The organism is Streptococcus sp. KHUD_012 (assembly GCF_052588255.1).
This window is the reverse complement of record NZ_CP159355.1, coordinates 1,659,730-1,675,029: the sequence shown is the minus strand read 5'-3', so window position 1 is coordinate 1,675,029 and position 15,300 is coordinate 1,659,730. Positions and strand designations below refer to the sequence as shown.

13 protein-coding genes are annotated in these 15,300 nt (G+C 40.8%); 11 read left to right on the top strand and 2 right to left on the bottom strand.

Annotated elements, in window-relative coordinates; translation table 11 throughout:
• From ABVF55_RS08060 to ABVF55_RS08030, 7 genes are all read left to right on the top strand, one after another.
• Window positions 1-609 (top strand): restriction endonuclease subunit S, encoded by a 609-nt coding sequence (locus ABVF55_RS08060; RefSeq protein ID WP_445285197.1) that lies wholly within the window; start codon window positions 1-3, stop codon window positions 607-609.
• A gap of 55 nt (window positions 610-664) precedes the next feature.
• Window positions 665-3,709 (top strand): type I restriction endonuclease subunit R, encoded by a 3,045-nt coding sequence (locus ABVF55_RS08055; protein WP_445285196.1) that lies wholly within the window; start codon window positions 665-667, stop codon window positions 3,707-3,709.
• Window positions 3,710-3,894: 185 nt separating this feature from the next.
• Window positions 3,895-4,794, top strand: coding sequence for an Rpn family recombination-promoting nuclease/putative transposase (locus tag ABVF55_RS08050; RefSeq protein ID WP_445285195.1), 900 nt, complete (start codon window positions 3,895-3,897; stop codon window positions 4,792-4,794).
• A gap of 29 nt (window positions 4,795-4,823) precedes the next feature.
• Window positions 4,824-5,033, top strand: coding sequence for a transposase (locus tag ABVF55_RS08045; protein WP_445285194.1), 210 nt, complete (start codon window positions 4,824-4,826; stop codon window positions 5,031-5,033).
• Between the two features lie 152 nt (window positions 5,034-5,185).
• A complete protein-coding gene (locus ABVF55_RS08040) occupies window positions 5,186-6,109 on the top strand; it encodes an L-lactate dehydrogenase (protein ID WP_013903259.1) in 924 nt (307 codons plus the stop codon).
• Between the two features lie 244 nt (window positions 6,110-6,353).
• Window positions 6,354-7,412 (top strand): Rpn family recombination-promoting nuclease/putative transposase, encoded by a 1,059-nt coding sequence (locus tag ABVF55_RS08035; RefSeq protein WP_445285193.1) that lies wholly within the window; start codon window positions 6,354-6,356, stop codon window positions 7,410-7,412.
• A 314-nt stretch (window positions 7,413-7,726) separates the two neighbouring features.
• Entirely contained in the window at window positions 7,727-8,266 is a 540-nt protein-coding gene (locus ABVF55_RS08030; RefSeq protein WP_445285192.1) for an NADPH-dependent FMN reductase, read from the top strand.
• Between the two features lie 28 nt (window positions 8,267-8,294).
• Here ABVF55_RS08030 and ABVF55_RS08025 read toward each other — a convergent pair whose 3' ends face one another.
• Together ABVF55_RS08025 and ABVF55_RS08020 are read right to left on the bottom strand one after the other, a co-directional pair.
• Window positions 8,295-8,990 (bottom strand): VIT1/CCC1 transporter family protein, encoded by a 696-nt coding sequence (locus ABVF55_RS08025; RefSeq protein ID WP_021152818.1) that lies wholly within the window; start codon window positions 8,988-8,990, stop codon window positions 8,295-8,297.
• A gap of 275 nt (window positions 8,991-9,265) precedes the next feature.
• The gene (locus tag ABVF55_RS08020; RefSeq protein WP_320909365.1) at window positions 9,266-10,660 is read right to left on the bottom strand and encodes an MFS transporter; all 1,395 of its coding nucleotides are present in this window, start codon (window positions 10,658-10,660) and stop codon (window positions 9,266-9,268) included.
• A gap of 320 nt (window positions 10,661-10,980) precedes the next feature.
• Between ABVF55_RS08020 and ABVF55_RS08015 the strand changes: the two genes are divergently transcribed.
• From ABVF55_RS08015 to ABVF55_RS08000, 4 genes are all read left to right on the top strand, one after another.
• Entirely contained in the window at window positions 10,981-12,273 is a 1,293-nt protein-coding gene (locus tag ABVF55_RS08015; protein ID WP_320909364.1) for a PTS transporter subunit EIIC, read from the top strand.
• Complete coding sequence (locus tag ABVF55_RS08010; protein WP_320909363.1) at window positions 12,260-13,117, top strand: alpha/beta hydrolase; 858 nt, start codon at window positions 12,260-12,262, stop codon at window positions 13,115-13,117. Before ABVF55_RS08015 ends, ABVF55_RS08010 begins: the two co-directional genes overlap by 14 nt.
• Window positions 13,118-13,200: 83 nt before the next feature.
• Window positions 13,201-14,319, top strand: coding sequence for a DUF4767 domain-containing protein (locus ABVF55_RS08005; RefSeq protein ID WP_445285191.1), 1,119 nt, complete (start codon window positions 13,201-13,203; stop codon window positions 14,317-14,319).
• A 213-nt stretch (window positions 14,320-14,532) separates the two neighbouring features.
• A complete protein-coding gene (locus ABVF55_RS08000) occupies window positions 14,533-15,087 on the top strand; it encodes a hypothetical protein (protein WP_320909361.1) in 555 nt (184 codons plus the stop codon).
• The last annotated feature ends 213 nt before the right edge of the window (window positions 15,088-15,300 follow it).

The following is a 15,300-nucleotide window of genomic DNA, read 5'->3' as shown; positions in this document are numbered from 1 at the left end:
TTGAACTGGGTATTTGGTCCAATTCGAGTGGAGTTGGGTAGTATTTGTGAATTTGTAAGAGGAAATGGTCTTCAGAAGAAAGATTTTACCCAAGTTGGAAGATCTGTTATCCACTATGGACAAATTTACACTAAATATGATTTTACAGTAGTTCACACTTTCTCCAAAACTAGTGAAATGGTGTTTAAAAAGTTAAAAAAAGCCTATCCAAATGATTTGATAATGGCAACAACATCTGAAAATGTTGAAGATGTTGGAAAAGCAATTGTTTGGGAAGGAAAAGAAGAGATTGGAATTTCTGGAGATAGTTATATCATTCGTACGAATCAAAATTCGCGGTACTTGAATTATTGGTTAAGATCGATTTCGTTTCAATCTCAAAAGGAAAGAAAAGTGACTGGGACAAAAGTTGTTCGTATAAATTCGAAGGATATGGAAAAATTTCAAATTGTAATTCCATCCCTTATCGAACAAGAAAAAATCGTCTCCATTCTCGATAATTTCAACGCTTTAACCAACTCTCTTTCTGAAGGTCTTCCAAAGGAAATTGAACTAAGACAGAAACAGTATGAATACTGGAGAGAACAATTATTAAATTTTACTAGATAAACTCTTTAATCATTTTGAGAAAGTATCTCAATTAAAACAAAAAAGGAAGCATGCTATGGTTGATTATTCAAAAATACATGAAGTAATTGCGGAAACAAATGAAGGGATTCTCTTGGCTGAGTATCAACCAGAGTATCGCACGGATAGAGAGTATCAGTCAGAGGCTGATTTAGAAAATCAGTTGATTTCTGATTTGGTAAATCATCTCAACTATGAACGCTTAAATATTCATACACCTGAAGAACTCTTAGCAAATGCCAAGGTGCAAATAGAAAAACTCAATAAGATAACGTTTACGATTGCTGAGTGGGATCGCTTTGTAGTAGAGTATCTGGATTGTCCCAATGAAGGGTTAGTTGAAAAAACTCGAAAAATCCAAGAGAATTATATCTATGATTTTGTCTTTGATGATGGACGTATTAAAAATATTTCCATCCTTGATAAGAAAAATATTCATAACAACAGTATGCAGGTCATTAACCAAGTGACCCAAGTGGGTAGCCATACTAACCGTTATGATGTCACGATTTTAGTCAATGGTCTGCCGTTAGTTCAGATTGAATTAAAGAGACGAGGGGTTAGTCTTAAACAAGCTTTTGAACAGATCCATAGATATAGTAAGGAAAGTTTCAATAGTGAAAATTCTTTATACAAATACATTCAGATCTTTGTTATTTCTAATGGAACTTATACACGCTACTTTGCAAATACGACAGCTCAAAATAAAAATCATTATGAGTTCACCTGTGAATGGGCAGACCGAAAAAATAAAACGATTCACGACCTGGAGGACTTTACCATTACCTTTTTGAGCAAACGAGTTCTTTTAGAAGTTTTAACCAAGTATTGTGTCTTTGATGCTGATAATACATTACTTATCATGCGCCCGTATCAGATAGCAGCAACAGAGAGTATTTTACGAAAGATTCATTCCACAAATGAAATGAAGAATTTCGGTACGATCAATGCCTGTGGCTATATCTGGCACACTACTGGTTCTGGGAAAACTTTAACTAGTTTTAAGACTGCTCGTTTAGCAACAGAGTTGGACTATATTGACAAAGTGATTTTTGTGGTTGATAGAAAAGACCTAGACTATCAAACCATGAAGGAATATCAAAAATTCCAACCGAATTCAGTCAATGGTAGCAACAATACAAAAGAACTCCAACGTAGTATTGAAGAAAATGATGATCGAATTGTTGTCACAACGATTCAAAAGTTAAATAAATTTATAACAGCAAATCCAAACCATGAAATCTATAGTAAAAAATGTGTTCTAATCTTTGATGAATGCCACCGTTCCCAGTTTGGAAAGGCTCAAAAACGTATCAAAAAAGCCTTTAAGCAGTATGCTTTATTTGGATTTACAGGGACCCCAATTTTTCCAGAAAATAGCTTGACTGGAGAAACAACACAAGAGGTTTTTGGAGAGCAACTTCATAACTACGTTATCACAGATGCTATTCGAGATAAAAAAGTGCTGAAGTTCAAGGTTGACTATAACTATATCAAGCCTGAAATCAATAAGTATAGAGAAGCGGAAAAGGCAGTCGGCCGAGAGCTTGATGAAAAGAAACTCAAAAAGATGGAGAAGGAACTCCTTTTACATCCAGAACGGATTGCAACCATCACAGAGTATCTGTTGAGAGTTTATAATGATAAGACGCACCGAAATCAACACTATACTCATAAACAAAAACAACTGTCTGGATTTAATGCCATGCTGGCAGTACAAAGCATTGAAGCTGCGAAATTATACTATGAAGAACTTCAGCGACAACAAGCAGCATTACCAGAAGCTAAGCGTTTGAAGGTCGCAACTATCTTTAGCTTTGCGCCTAACGAAGAACAGTCAGCTTATGGAGAAATTCAAGATGAAGAGCTAGAACCTCAAGATACAGCTATGCCTCTTTCATCTAAAGAGTTTCTTTCTAAAGCAATCTATGACTATAATCAAATGTTCAAGACCAACTTTTCGACTGATGGGAAAGAGTTTCAAAATTACTATCGTGACCTTTCTAAACGAGTTAAGTCCAAGGAAGTGGATTTGCTGATTGTAGTGGGTATGTTCTTGACAGGTTTTGATGCGCCGACCATGAATACTCTCTTTGTCGATAAAAACCTACGTTATCATGGTTTGATTCAGGCTTTTTCTAGAACCAATCGAATTTTTAACAAGGTTAAACCTTTTGGAAATATCGTATGTTTCCGTGATTTAGAAAAAGCTACTCAAGAAGCTATTAAAACCTTTGGGGATACTAATAAACTTGATATTATCTTAGAAAAAAGTTTTAGCGAATACATGGATGGTTTCGTGGATCAGATAACGGGTATCAAGGTTAAAGGTTATACAGAAGTCTGTCAGGAAATTCTCGAAAGATTCCCTAATCCACAAGAAATAGAAACAGAACATGATAAAAAAGAGTTTGTTAAGTTATTTGGTGAGTTTCTGAAACTTGATAACGTGCTCCGAAATTATGATGAGTTTCAGGAAATCGATAAGCCTATCTCGGAAGGATATCTCCAAGATTTAAGAAGTTCTTACGTGGAAATTCGAGATGAATTCTTAAACCTTAAAAACTATGAAAGAACAAAAGATTTAGGTGTTGACCTTTCAGATATTGAATTTGAGATTGAACTCTTAAAAACGGATGAGATTAATCTAGACTATATACTTGCTTTGATTGTCGAAAAATCGAAGAACTCTGAGTCTAAAGAAGCAATGAAAGCTGAAGTTAGCCGTGTCATCCGCTCAAGTATTGATATTCGTGCTAAGGAAGAGTTGGTGATTGGCTTTATCAATGATACTGATTTAGCGAGTCTGAAAGACCATGATGAAATTATCAATGCATTCTATGCTTATGGTAAAGAACGTAAAGCAATCGCTATTCGTGAATTGGCAGAGTCTGAAAATCTTGTAAAAGATTATCAATTATTCATTGATCGTTCTATCCAACGTGGTTATGCTGAGAATAGTGGAGCTGACTTGGATTCGATTATTCCACCGACAACTCGTAGACAAGGAGCTCGTGAACGTAAGAAACAAGAAGTTTTACAAAAGATACAAACATTAGTAGAAGTATATTCAGGTATTTGATCGTAAATATATGAAAAATAACCTAATTGAAAGATCGATTCAACATTAACAAAGTTAGGGTTTAATAATTAAGGATCTTATTGATAAGCGGATAGAAAAACAGTAGAAGTTTAACTATTCCCAATTTTTTTCGAATTATAGAAGTAGAGGGACCTTCCCTCTATTTTTTTCGGAAAGGAGCAGGGATGCAAAAGAGACACGCGCATGTATCACCAACCTTGGACATCATGGCCAAGAAGATTTTTAGTTTGCCGGAGGTGACGACAGCGTTTATTCGAGACATTTTAGAGCTGGATGTGGCAGACGCTCAGATTGTGGAGGGAAGCCAGCCCCATAGCATGGCCTATGAGGAGGACGACTTGTTCTCCACTGCGGTGGATGTGAGAGCCAAGCTCCATGATGGAACCGAGGTAATCATCGAGATCCAGATTCGCAAGCAGCAGTATTTCTTAAATCGGTTCCATTACTATTTGGCTAATCAGCTGGTGGAGAATGTGCAAAAACTGCGCCAGCAAGGACAGACACATAAGATGTACGAGCAGATGGAGCCCGTCTATGGAATTGCGATTTTGGAGAAGTCGCTCTTACTAGACGAAGAGGCCGCCATCAACAAATACTGGCTGACCAATAGCCACTCTGGCAAGCAACTCAAGGCCTATTATAAAAATGGCAAGAACCAAAATCTTCTGCAGGTTGCCTTTTTAGAGCTAGACAAGTATAATAAAGATGAGAATCTGACAGATGCAGGCAGACAGTGGCTGGAGTTTTTTGGGAATCTTCCCTTTACAAAAGCTCCCAGTCAGGCAGTTGCTCACGCAGATTCATTATTAGATTCATCTAGCTGGACCAAGGAGGAGAAGACCATGATAGACGAGCGTATTCGCATTCAAGAAAATTATGATATGACCCTGGAGACGGCTATTGACGAAGCGCGAGAAGAAGGTCTGGAACAAGGTCTGGAACAAGGTCGTAATGAAGAACGTCTGCAGTTAATCCGCAAAATGGTCTCACGAGGAATGACACCTGAGCTTATCTCAGATATGACGGGTTTATCGCTTGAAGAGATCAATTCTATGTTAGTATAAAATCTAGCTGGACCAAGGAGGAGAGGACCATGATAGACGAGCGGATTCGTATTCAAGAAAATTATGATATGACCCTGGAGACGGCTATGGACGAAGCGCGTGAAGAAGGATTGGAACAAGGCCGAAATGAAGCTCGTTTACAATTGATTCGTGAGATGGTCTCACGAGGAATGACGCCTGAGCTTATCTCAGATATGACGGATTTGTCGCTTGAAGAAATTGAGACTCTTCTTTCCTGAGTCGTTAAAAGAGGCACTGCCTCTTTTCTTTTTGAAAAAACTTGAAAATTTCCCCATTTTTTCAATCCGCCTTTCTAGAATTGTGGTAGAATAGAGTCAACAAAGAGCTATCCTCACCAACAGTGTGATCGATACTAGAAAAGAGGATTCTGATGACAAGAAAAATTGGTATTATTGGTTTGGGGCATGTGGGTGCGACCTTGGCCCACAGCATGATTTTGAAACACACCTGTGATCATTTGGTCTTGATTGATACCAATGAGAAAAAGGTCAAGGCAGATGCCTTGGATTTCTGTGATACAGTTGCCAATACAGGGTATCCGGTTCATATCACGGTCAATGACTACGCGGCTTTAAAAGATGCGGATGTCGTGGTGTCGACTCTTGGAAATATTGAGTTGCAGGCTAATAACACTGATGACCGTTTTGCGGAGCTTCCCTTTACCAGTAAGCAAGTGGTGCAAGTAGCGCGTGATCTGAAGGCTTCTGGTTTTAGCGGGGTCTTATTGGTAGTGACCAATCCGGTCGATGCCGTTACTCAACTCTATCAACAATATACTGGCCTTCCAAAAGAGCAGGTGATTGGGACAGGGACTTTATTGGATACAGCTCGGATGAAGCGTGCAGTCGCTGATCGTTTGCAGGTTTCTCCTGCTAGTGTATCAGGTTACAACCTCGGTGAGCACGGAAATTCTCAATTTGTCGCTTGGAGTCAGGTCCGTGTCAAAGGACACGCCATTACCGATCTCTTCTCTCAAGAAGAGCTTGACGCCATCAACTACGAGTCCTTGCGCGGCGGCCACACAGTCTTCTTTGGAAAATTCTATACCAATTTTGGGATTGCTGCAGCAGCTCAACGCTTAGCAGAAGCTGTGATCAATGATAGCCACGAGGAAATGCCAGTGTCTAACTATCGTCCAGAATATGGAACCTATCTTGGCTATCCAGCGATCGTAGGTCGAAAAGGAATTCTTGAACGATTGGATTTGCATTTGACAGAAGAAGAAAAAGAAAAATTACTCCATTCAGCCGAAACCATCAAAGAAAATACACGAAAAGGTTTGGAGCATGCATAAAAGTGAGGGCTGGGCACAATTTGTTCACCCTTCGATGTATAATATGCATAAAAGTATGACGCAGTGGTTGATTGGTATCTTTGTTCGCTTTTTAAGCTCCAAAGATAACCTAATCAACTTGTGCGGGGGTGGGAAAACGAACTCTTTTTAACTAGTCAGAGTTCTTTCCCACTCCCTTTTTTCTGCAATTTTTTCGAATGGTATAAGTGAGGGGATTCCCTACACGAAATCATTGGAGGTTGCTATGAAGAAACGACACGAGTATGTATCGCCCACCTTGGATTTAATGGTAAAAAAGATTTTTAGCCTGCCGGAGGTGACAGCAAAGTTTATCCGCGAAGTATTGGATCTGCCAGTAGAGTCCGTTGAGATTTTAGAAGGAGACCAAATCCATGAGCAAGGGTTTTTAGGAGATCTTCCGTTTGAAACATCCGTTGATGTGAGAGCAAGACTAGATAGTGGGCTTGAAGTGATCATTGAGATTCAAGTTTTGAAGCAAGAATATTTCCTGAATCGTTTCCACTATTATTTAGCCAATCAGCTAGTAGAAAATGTCCAACGCAAGCGAAAGAAAGGGGCGACCCATTCTATGTACCGGGAGCTGGAGCCGGTCTATGGGATCGCTATCCTTGAGCGAAGTATTTTTCCTCATTTAGATTCACCTGTCAATGTCTATGAAATGCGCCATACAGTAGATGGGACACCTCTTTATAGCTCTCGAAAGGATGGAGTAGCGCACAATATGTTAAAGGTTGCCTTTTTAGAGTTGGATAAGTATAATGAAAGTAGAGATACGGAGTTGAATGCTCACTGGAGACAATGGCTTGAATTTTTTGGCAATCGCCCATTCAGTCATCAACCAGATCAAGTGATCGAGCAGGCAGAATCACTCCTGATCCCATCAAATTGGACAAGGGAGGAAAAAGAAATGATTGATGAACGGATTCGTATCAGAGAAAATTGGGAAATGAGCATGGATACCTTTCGGAAAGAACAACTGGAAGCCGGTTTTCAGAAAGGGTTGAAAAAAGGTCTTGAACAGGGACTCGAACAGGGACTCGAACAAGGTCTTGAACAAGGTCTTGAACAAGGTTTAGAACAAGGTCTCGAGCGTGGTCTTGAACAGGGATTGGAACAAGGCAGACAAGAAGGCATGGAGTTAGGAGTTCAAGCTGGTCAGCAGTCTCTGATTCAGAAACTGGCTTTGAAGGGGATGAGTATCGAGATGATTGCTGAAATGACGGATTTATCCAGCGAATCCATCAAAAAAATGTTGGCTACGGATTCGTCTGACGAGGAGTAGTAGCGTGAACAGAATTTTGGGAACAATGAAACTTCGAGAATTACCTTGCTGAGAAAAAAGTAGTTCTAAAATGGATTGTAAAGATCGTCAGGAGTTCGTTATTTTTGGATCTTGATCCTCTACAGATTTGTACAGTTATGATTTATTGAAGGTTGGAGACTTTTGTCCAACCTTTTTTCTCATTCCTCTTGGCCCATCCTTAGTGAAATGGAATAAAAGTTTAAAATATCCGAGTTGTAATCCTTGACATTACATTATGATCCTGTATAATAGCTATTGTAACAAAAAGTCTTACAACAGAAAGAGGAACATCTATGAAAAACATTTTATTTATCGTCGGATCTCTTCGTCAAGGATCTTTTAACCACCAAATGGCTAAGAAAGCAGAAAGCCTTCTGGAAGGAAAAGCAACGGTGACTTACTTGGACTACAAGGACATTCCAATGATGAACCAAGATTTGGAAACACAAACCCTGCCAGCTGTGCAGGAAGCGCGTGATGCAGTTCTTGCTGTAGATGCCATCTGGATTTTCTCACCAGTCTACAACTTTGCCATTCCAGGCGTAGTGAAAAACTTGATCGATTGGCTGAGCCGTGCCCTTGACCTATCAGAAACTCGTGGCCCATCTGCCCTCCAAGACAAGATCGTAACGGTTTCTTCAGTAGCCAATGCCGGACACGAACCAATGTTTGCGGCTTACCAAGCGCTCTTGCCTTTCGTTCGGACTCAAGTGGTTGGAGAGTTTACTGGAACAACCGTTAACCCAGAAGCTTGGGAAACAGGTGAATTGGTCTTGACAGATGAAGCGGTCGCAGGGCTGGAAAAACAAGCACAAGCCTTATTAGAAGCATAAGAAAAGCTGAGACAGAAGTCTCAGCTTTTTAGATACTAAAGAGTTGTCCGAAGAAGTATGTCACACCCATGGTGAGAAGGCCAATGATGAGGTTGCGAAGCATGGCTTGCTTGGTTGGAGCTTTTCCCAGTTTTGCACTGGTATAGCCAGTGAAGATCAAGGATAGTCCAACAACGAAGACCGTCACCGGAATACGATAAGCAGTTGGAAAGAGAATGATCGAGAGCATTGGAGGAAGGGAACCAACAGAAAAAGCAAGGAAGCTAGATGCAGCAGCATGCCAAGGATTGGTAAACTCCTCGTATTCGATACCATATTTCTCTTCGACCAGGGCTTTGAGGGGATGTTTCAGAAAGGCCCGCTCTGTCAAAATCTTTGCGGAAGTTTCGCATTCTCCATTTTGAAGATAAGCATTGTAGAGAGAGTCTCTTGCTAACTTTGGATCACGATCCAACAAGGCTTGTTCGCGGTTCACAGCAGCTTCTTCCGTGTCTTTTTGTGTGGAAACAGAGACATACTCACCGCCCGCCATCGAAAAGGCACCTGCCAGAATCGCCGATAAGCCAGATAGGAAAATGATCCAGATGTTTGGTGTAGCACTGGCTACCCCAATCACCACCCCAGCAATAGAAATAATCCCATCATTGGCCCCGAGAACAGCGGCTCTCAAGATATTCAAGCGGTCGTTAAATGATTCATCTACTCCATGTTTCATTTCAGTCATACAATGTCTCCTTTATCTTATTTAGAATGATTATAAATAAAATACAATAAGAAAGCAAGGATTTTAACTCAAATGATAAAAGTTCGACAATTTAATGAAATTTAAGTTATAATCTTTGGCATTGCAAGCAAAAAGAAAGAATAGGTCATACGCCTATTCTAGCAAGATTTATTTAGCAGAAGTGATTTTACCTTTGAGGATCCTGATGGTATTCTAACGCGAGTGCGGAAAGGATAACAAAAAAACAGCAAATTGCTGTTTTCTGATGAGAAAAATTAATTCGTATCTTGTTCTTTCCCCACAACCCAAAATAAGAGAAGCAGTTGGAAGATGCCTAAGGCAAATAAGACCATAAAACCGTTGCGGCTTCCTTTAGCAGTGGCTTGGGTGAAGTCCATCTTTTGATTAGCTTGGCTCATGGCAACGATCAGCGAAGCTAGGGTTGTTCCGACAGCGCCTGCAAATTGTTGCAAGGTGTTAAAAATCGCGTTCGCATCAGGTTGCTCTTCCAGAGAGAGTTGTTTTTGTCCGTTGGTCATGATATTGCCAAAGGCAAGCCCCATACCGGTCATGAAGATCATGTAAAAGACAAGAATCAAGACATTTGATAACTTCAAGCCAAAGAGTGTGAAGAAGAAATGAGCCAGAAGGATCAAAACAGCTCCAAGGAGAATTGGTCTGCGGGCGCCTAGTTTATCTAGAATGAGACCGGAGAAAGGAGCAAAGCCAGCTCCGATGATGGCTCCTGGAAGCAGCATCAAAGCTGCAAGTGTGGTGTTAGAGTGGTTGACCAACTGGATATAATTGGGCAAGAGGAAACTCATGGCCAGAGAACCTAATTGGAAAGTGAAAAAGGCAAGAACATGGCCAGTGAGGAGATGGTTCTTTAAGATGGCAAGGTTGATAATGGGATTCTCCAACTGATTGGACCGCCAGACTAAGAGAACGAGTCCCAAGAACCCAATCACCAGCCAACCAAGGACAGAAAAACTAAAGAAAGCATGGTCAGAGAGACCGTGAATGCCTAGAATCAAGCCTAAAAATGATGCAATAATGGCGAGAAGGCTCATGATATCAAGGGTTTCTCGTTTGACTTTACTGATTTGCTCAATGGAGCGAAGTCCTGCAACTAGCGAAGCTAGAAGGATCGGGAATTGAACCAAAAAGATGGAGCGCCAGCCGAAGTTAGCTGTCAAGAGACCACCGACAGTAGGACCAATGGCGGGAGCGATAGCTGTAATCAGGGTCCCCACTCCCATCATGAGACCGATCTTGCGTTTTGGGACCTGCTCTAAAATGATATTAAACATCAGAGGAAGGGCAAAACCAACCCCCATTCCTTGGACCAATCGACCCAAGACCACAAAGCCAAAACTTGGAGCTAGGAAGTCAATGAGAACACCTAAAACAGATAGGAGATTTCCAACTAAAAAGATGGACTTCATTTTAAAAGAGCGCTTAAGGTAGGCAGATAAGGGGACTACACAGGCAACGACTAGAAGATAGATGGTGGTGACCCACTGGACGGTTGCGGTATTGATCTCAAATTCCTTCATCAATATTGGGAAGGTGATATTCATGGCAGTTTCTCCAGCCACCCCGCAAAAGGAAAGGATCCCTGTTGCAAAGATTGCAAATAAGACCTTGGCTGAAATTTTTTCTTGTGACATCGGTGTCTGATTCCTCCTAAATCTTCCTAAAGATATGGACTATGGTATAAAAATCATGGTTACGATCTGATTTTCCGTCAGCTCCAATCGCTAGGAGCATAGCACGACCAACGGTAACCTGATCCATCGTTTTGTTAGCTAACAAATAGTATAGAGGAAATGAAGACCCCTGTCAAAGAGTTTTTGAAAAGTTTTGAAAATATTAACAGCATTCTCAAAAGACGATGCTTCTCCAAACGAAAGGAAAGGCTCGCCAGTATGGTATAATAAGAAGAAAACAGTAAACGTAAAGAAGTCAATCAACTCGAACAGGAGGCCCCATGACCAAGTATTTAGTCCAGAAGTTTTTCTGGTTACGAGAAAAAAGTTTGATTCAAATTTCCCAGAAAACCCTTGTTTCCTTATTTCCTTTTTTTCTATTTTCAGGAATCATTCGGGTGATCGCTCTATCGGTCTTCTCCGATCGAGGCTATATCCATCAGCTCTTTTCGATGGATAGCTGGTTGCCGTGGGATCAGGCCATTAGTCAAGTCCTCATTAATTTTTCCAATTTTTTAGGAGGTCTAGCAGGACCTTTAGCGACTTATTTCGCTGGAAAATATACAGCTGGGCACTATGGTAGAAGTACAGGGACAGCAGGTGTCACCGCTCTTTTGGTCAGCTTGATTGTAGGGTCTCAGGAATTGTTGGTGGGACCGCTCCATGACGGGCAACTGACGCGTATCAACTTACCCGCGACGACCAATATCGTCTTAGCGATTTTTTTAGGCTATCTAATTGGGCAGATCTTTCGTCTATCCAAGGCCAGTGACGACCAGATTGTGGACAAGGATTTCATCTATCAACCCAAGACGGTGCGTCCCATTTTCTTGTCCTTAGTTCTAGGGGTCAGCCTCAATCTTCTTTTGGTTCTTGGAAATCAATTTAATATTTTTCAAACTATCCGACAGTTCTTGGCTTCTCTAACGGTAAGCAGTCATCATCTCCTGTCCACCTTTGTCATGGGTCTTTTCAGTAGCATATCTGCTTGGTTTGGTAATAGTCAAGTCTTTGCCTTGAACTCAATTGCGGATGATAGCTTTGCCTTGGAAAATCTGACCTACGCTGTGACCCATCATTCAACGACAGGCATTCCTCATCTCTATACCTTGACCAATTTGTACCGCAGTTTTGGTCTGGTGGCTGGTGTCGGCGCTGTCCTAGCGCTTTTGGTTGCAATCTTATTGGTTTCACGAAGTCAAAAGGACAAGAAAGTCAGTCTTCTCAGTCTGTTTCCAAGTCTCTTTAACAATGGGGCTTCTTTCATGGTAGGGATACCGGTCCTTCTCAACCTCCTATATGTGATTCCCTTTTTATTGATCCCTTTGGTGAATATGGCGATAGCAGCTCTAGCTTTGTGCTTCAAACTGATGCCAGCAGCCGTCTATCCCGTGCCAGATGGGACACCTAGCCTTCTTTATGCTTTTATTGGAACCGGAGGAAGTCTGAGAGCCTTAGCTGTCAGTATACTTTGTTTTGCCGTCGATGTGCTCCTTTATCTACCATTTGTCCGCATGGGAAATCGTATCCGAAAAGATCTAAAAGTGAAAGGAGAAAGCGATGAAACAATCTAAAAAAACAGCGATCGTCCTCACTTTGGTTAGTCTTTTCTTAATCGCTTTAGCCATTCCTTCTTATAGCTGGACTCGGACCAATGTTTCAAAAATCGAGAAATTTTATAATTCAAAATTGTCTCCCATCATCATGATCCCGGGAAGCTCAGCAACAGAGAACCGCTTCGATAGCTTGGTAACCAAGCTCAACCAAGGCCGCCAAGGAACCAAACACAGTCTACTTAAGCTTAAGGTTTGGAATGATGGGCATATCACCTATAGTGGTAGTATTGATGCCAAGGACAATGAGCCGGTAATTGTGGTTGGTTTTGAAAACAACAAAGATGGCTATAGCAACATTAAAAAGCAGGCTAAACTATTCAATCAAGCCTTTGAAGCCCTTCAAGCCAAATACAATTTTAATAATTTTAAGGGCTTGGGTCATTCCAACGGTGGCTTGATTTATACAGCCTTTATTGAAAATTACCTGGGGGATTATGATGTGGATCTCAAGACCCTCATGACCATCGGAACTCCCTACAATTTCACGGAGACCAATATCAAAAATAAATCTGAGATGTTGGCTGACTTTATCAAGGGAAAAGAAGCTATCCCCACAACCCTTCATATGTATTCAGTAGCAGGGACCATCACCTATGATTCAGATGAGTTGGTCCCAGATGCCAGTGTTTCTGCTGGGAAATATATCTACCAAAACCAAGCAGCTAGCTATACGGAGATTACGGTGACGGGGGAAGATGCCCAGCACTCGGATCTTCCGACCAATGATGAGGTAGTTGCCTTGGTGAAAGAGCATATTGAAAGTCAAACGGATAGTCGTGCCAAACCGAATAAAATAAACTAAGTGTGAAGAAGGGATTCCTTCCTCACCTTTTTTTTAGTATAATAAAGTTTAGTATGAAAATAAGGGAGACTATAGGAAATAAGATGAAAAGAAAACAATGGGTGCAGTTAGGAATAGTGGCTTCGAGTATGGTCATGTTAACAGGATGTTACCAAAGATACCAACGCCAGTCCAGTCCCAAAAAAGAGGCTGCAACAAGCCAGACCTCAGCAAAGAAACAAGCGAAAAAAGCAGATAACAAACAATTATACCAGTCTGTTTTTTCAGACTACCAAAAGATTTTTGCCACTTCAAAAGATTTAGATGCTATTTCCAAATTGAATGATGCATTAGCCAAAGAAGATCGGATGATCAATAGCTGGGTGATCGAGACCGTGATCAATCAGCCAGATGCCGTTCGCTATGCCTTTAAGGACTTAAATAACGATGGGGTAGATGAGATGATCATCGCCAATCAGCAGACCTATGGAAGCTACTTTGTGACAGGAGTTTATTACCTCAAGAACCAAAAACCGACCCTGCTAGCTGAAGGTTTCGTCGCTGGACACGGTGGAGCGCGCAATGCGACGACCCTCTATCAGGGAGGAGAAGTCTTAGAAGTCAGCTGGATGTCAGGAACTGGCCGTGGGGTAGCTGTGCTCTCACGGATAGAAAAGACGCCTCAAGCTGCGACCAAAGTCCAGGAAGAAGAAGTCCAAGTACCTGGTTCAGATCTGAATAGCCTCTTTGGAAAATCGGATGAGAATAAACTGGATCTCAAGGCTTTTGACTGGCAAACTTTTGACAGCGCACCATCAGCGGGAAATAGCCAAAGCCAGGAAAAAACGCCTTGGAACGCTGAAAAATCAGCAAAATTAGCAGAATTTATGAAGACCTGGGGAGAAAAGATGGGCCAACCCAACTATCAAAAAGGCATCGCTGGCGGTGATGTAGGACCAGACAACCTCTATACTCTAGGGGAAAATAGCAAGATGGATGCCATTTATACAGATACTGGTCAGGGAAATGCAAAATACCGCATCGTGGAACGCTATAGCAATTGGGACAAGTATCCAGATGTGCATAGTTATTTCTTTGCCATTACAGATACAGGAGAAGGCATTGTCTTTCATTCTCCAACGACTAATGGTGGAAAGATGTATCTAAAACCAACGGACAACAAGGAACTTCAAGAAGAATTTACACAGTTGCTTCATCAATAAAAAGAAGAATAAACCAGAAAAGGACTGTTTTTCTGGTTTTGTTTATCCAAAGAATGAATAAAAATACAATAAAAGAAATAATTTTTAGGATATAAAATATGTTAAGAACTAGTGATAATTAGCGGTGCATAAGTATTTGAAAACAGAAAATGTTTGACAATTAAAGGAAAATCATTTAAAATATATTCATTCTTTATTTATAGGAGAAAAAATATGAAAAAACTTCTTACAGCCGGTGTGGCTCTCTTGTCGGTTGCAACGTTAGCAGCTTGTTCTGGTAAAACTGCTTCAGAATCATCAAGCAAGGATTCAAAAGCTTCTTCTAGCAAAGTAGAAAAATCATCTACTTCAGAAAGCAAATCAAGCAGTTCATCTAAATCAGCAACCTCTTCTGTTGATATTCCAGAAATTGTCTTGTTGACTGATGATGAAATCGATAACGCCAAAACACTTGGTGATATGAAAACCATTTATGGAAAAATGATCGATAACTACACAAAATATCTCAAAGAAATTGGTGATAAGATTCCAGCTTCTGGTAAAGAGGCCTATAATAAGCAAGTAGATGCAGGTATCCAATCTATGGAAACTGCAAGAAAAGCTTTTAACGAGTCACTTTCATCCCTTGGTTCTGATGATACAGTTGTGCCTGAGCAACCTCGTGCTCAATTTGCACAACAAATAAAGAGTGCTCGCGATATTGCCCAAAAAGCTCTTGAAGGTGCTTATCAATCAATTGCACCATTGCTCTCTTCATCAGCTGAATAATTCATAAATGAAAATGAGAGTAGGACAGAAATAGGTAATTCGTTAGAATTCGATTTCGTCGTCCCACCTCCGCACAGTTGAGTAGGGCTGTAAAAGCTGATGAAATCAGCGTAGTAGAGACCACTCAACCACTGCGTCTTGCTCGACAATCCAAAAACAATTAATAGGCTAGGACTTTTGTCCTAGCCTATTTTTGTTTTCTTACAAAAATGT